This is a genomic window from Bacillus sp. 2B09 (assembly GCF_003946835.1).
GTDB lineage: Bacteria > Bacillota > Bacilli > Bacillales > Bacillaceae > Bacillus > Bacillus altitudinis.
Map to the genome: position 1 here is coordinate 1 of NZ_RPSG01000018.1, position 3,077 is coordinate 3,077.

The 3,077-nt window shown below is 52.3% G+C and carries 1 rRNA gene; it reads right to left on the bottom strand.

Annotation, left to right across the window (positions count from 1 at the left end):
• Window positions 1–49 precede the first annotated feature (49 nt).
• Window positions 50–2,980: ribosomal RNA gene (locus EBQ12_RS19150) — 23S ribosomal RNA — on the bottom strand.
• Window positions 2,981–3,077: the final 97 nt, after the last annotated feature.

Here is a 3,077-nt window from a genome sequence, read left to right on the forward strand (position 1 = left end):
AATGTTCTCTCAAAACTAGATAACAATGTTCATTTTTCACATTAGAATATAGGTTAAGTCCTCGATCTATTAGTATCTGTCAGCTCCACGTGTCACCACGCTTCCACCTCAGACCTATCAACCTGATCATCTTTCAGGGATCTTACTTCCTTGCGGAATGGGAAATCTCATCTTGAGGGGGGCTTCATGCTTAGATGCTTTCAGCACTTATCCCGTCCGCACATAGCTACCCAGCGATGCCCTTGGCAGAACAACTGGTACACCAGCGGTGCGTCCATCCCGGTCCTCTCGTACTAAGGACAGCTCCTCTCAAATTTCCTGCGCCCGCGACGGATAGGGACCGAACTGTCTCACGACGTTCTGAACCCAGCTCGCGTACCGCTTTAATGGGCGAACAGCCCAACCCTTGGGACCGACTACAGCCCCAGGATGCGATGAGCCGACATCGAGGTGCCAAACCTCCCCGTCGATGTGGACTCTTGGGGGAGATAAGCCTGTTATCCCCGGGGTAGCTTTTATCCGTTGAGCGATGGCCCTTCCATGCGGAACCACCGGATCACTAAGCCCGACTTTCGTCCCTGCTCGACTTGTAGGTCTCGCAGTCAAGCTCCCTTGTGCCTTTACACTCTGCGAATGATTTCCAACCATTCTGAGGGAACCTTTGGGCGCCTCCGTTACATTTTAGGAGGCGACCGCCCCAGTCAAACTGCCCACCTGACACTGTCTCCCTGCCCGATAAGGGCAGCGGGTTAGAAGGTCAATACAGCCAGGGTAGTATCCCACCGATGCCTCCACCGAAGCTAGCGCTCCGGTTTCCAAGGCTCCTACCTATCCTGTACAAGCTGTACCAACATTCAATATCAGGCTGCAGTAAAGCTCCACGGGGTCTTTCCGTCCTGTCGCGGGTAACCTGCATCTTCACAGGTACTATAATTTCACCGAGTCTCTCGTTGAGACAGTGCCCAGATCGTTGCGCCTTTCGTGCGGGTCGGAACTTACCCGACAAGGAATTTCGCTACCTTAGGACCGTTATAGTTACGGCCGCCGTTTACTGGGGCTTCAATTCGCACCTTCGCTTACGCTAAGCGCTCCTCTTAACCTTCCAGCACCGGGCAGGCGTCAGCCCCTATACTTCGCCTTACGGCTTCGCAGAGACCTGTGTTTTTGCTAAACAGTCGCCTGGGCCTATTCACTGCGGCTTCTCGGGGCTTTAACACCCTAAGAAGCACCCCTTCTCCCGAAGTTACGGGGTCATTTTGCCGAGTTCCTTAACGAGAGTTCTCTCGATCACCTTAGGATTCTCTCCTCGCCTACCTGTGTCGGTTTGCGGTACGGGCACCTCTCACCTCGCTAGAGGCTTTTCTTGGCAGTGTGGAATCAGGAACTTCGCTACTAAATTTCGCTCGCCATCACAGCTCAGCCTTCACGGGAAACGGATTTGCCTATTTCCCAGCCTAACTGCTTGGACGCGGATATCCAATACCGCGCTTACCCTATCCTCCTGCGTCCCCCCATTGCTCAAATGGTGAGGAGGTGGTACAGGAATATCAACCTGTTGTCCATCGCCTACGCCTTTCGGCCTCGGCTTAGGTCCCGACTAACCCTGAGCGGACGAGCCTTCCTCAGGAAACCTTAGGCATTCGGTGGACGGGATTCTCACCCGTCTTTCGCTACTCATACCGGCATTCTCACTTCTAAGCGCTCCACCAGTCCTTCCGGTCTGACTTCACTGCACTTAGAACGCTCTCCTACCACTGTTCGTAAGAACAGTCCGCAGCTTCGGTGATACGTTTAGCCCCGGTACATTTTCGGCGCAGAGTCACTCGACCAGTGAGCTATTACGCACTCTTTAAATGGTGGCTGCTTCTAAGCCAACATCCTGGTTGTCTAAGCAACTCCACATCCTTTTCCACTTAACGTATACTTTGGGACCTTAGCTGGCGGTCTGGGCTGTTTCCCTTTCGACTACGGATCTTATCACTCGCAGTCTGACTCCCAAGGATAAGTCATCGGCATTCGGAGTTTGACTGAATTCGGTAACCCGGTAGGGGCCCCTAGTCCAATCAGTGCTCTACCTCCGAGACTCTTACCTTGAGGCTAGCCCTAAAGCTATTTCGGAGAGAACCAGCTATCTCCAGGTTCGATTGGCATTTCACCCCTACCCACACCTCATCCCCGCACTTTTCAACGTGCGTGGGTTCGGGCCTCCATTCAGTGTTACCTGAACTTCACCCTGGACATGGGTAGATCACCTGGTTTCGGGTCTACGACCACGTACTCATGCGCCCTATTCAGACTCGCTTTCGCTGCGGCTCCGCATCTTCTGCTTAACCTTGCACGGGATCGTAACTCGCCGGTTCATTCTACAAAAGGCACGCCATCACCCGTTAACGGGCTCTGACTACTTGTAGGCACACGGTTTCAGGATCTATTTCACTCCCCTTCCGGGGTGCTTTTCACCTTTCCCTCACGGTACTGGTTCACTATCGGTCACTAGGGAGTATTTAGCCTTGGGAGATGGTCCTCCCGGATTCCGACGGAATTTCACGTGTTCCGCCGTACTCAGGATCCACTCTGGAGAGAACAACATTTCAGTTACAGGGCTGTTACCTTCTTTGGCGGGCCTTTCCAGACCTCTTCGCTTATATCGTTCCTTTGTAACTCCGTATAGAGTGTCCTACAACCCCAAGAGGCAAGCCTCTTGGTTTGGGCTGTTCCCGTTTCGCTCGCCGCTACTCAGGGAATCGCATTTGCTTTCTCTTCCTCCGGGTACTTAGATGTTTCAGTTCCCCGGGTATGCCTTCTCATACTCTATGTATTCAAGTATGGATACTACTCCATTACGAGCAGTGGGTTTCCCCATTCGGAAATCTCCGGATCAAAGCTTGCTTACAGCTCCCCGAAGCATATCGGTGTTCGTCCCGTCCTTCATCGGCTCCTAGTGCCAAGGCATCCACCGTGCGCCCTTTCTAACTTAACCATTTCTTACTTTAGAAAGAATCACTATGTGTGATGAACTTTGCATTGCATTCAATGTGAATGTATTACTTATTGTTATCTAGTTTTCAAAGAACACG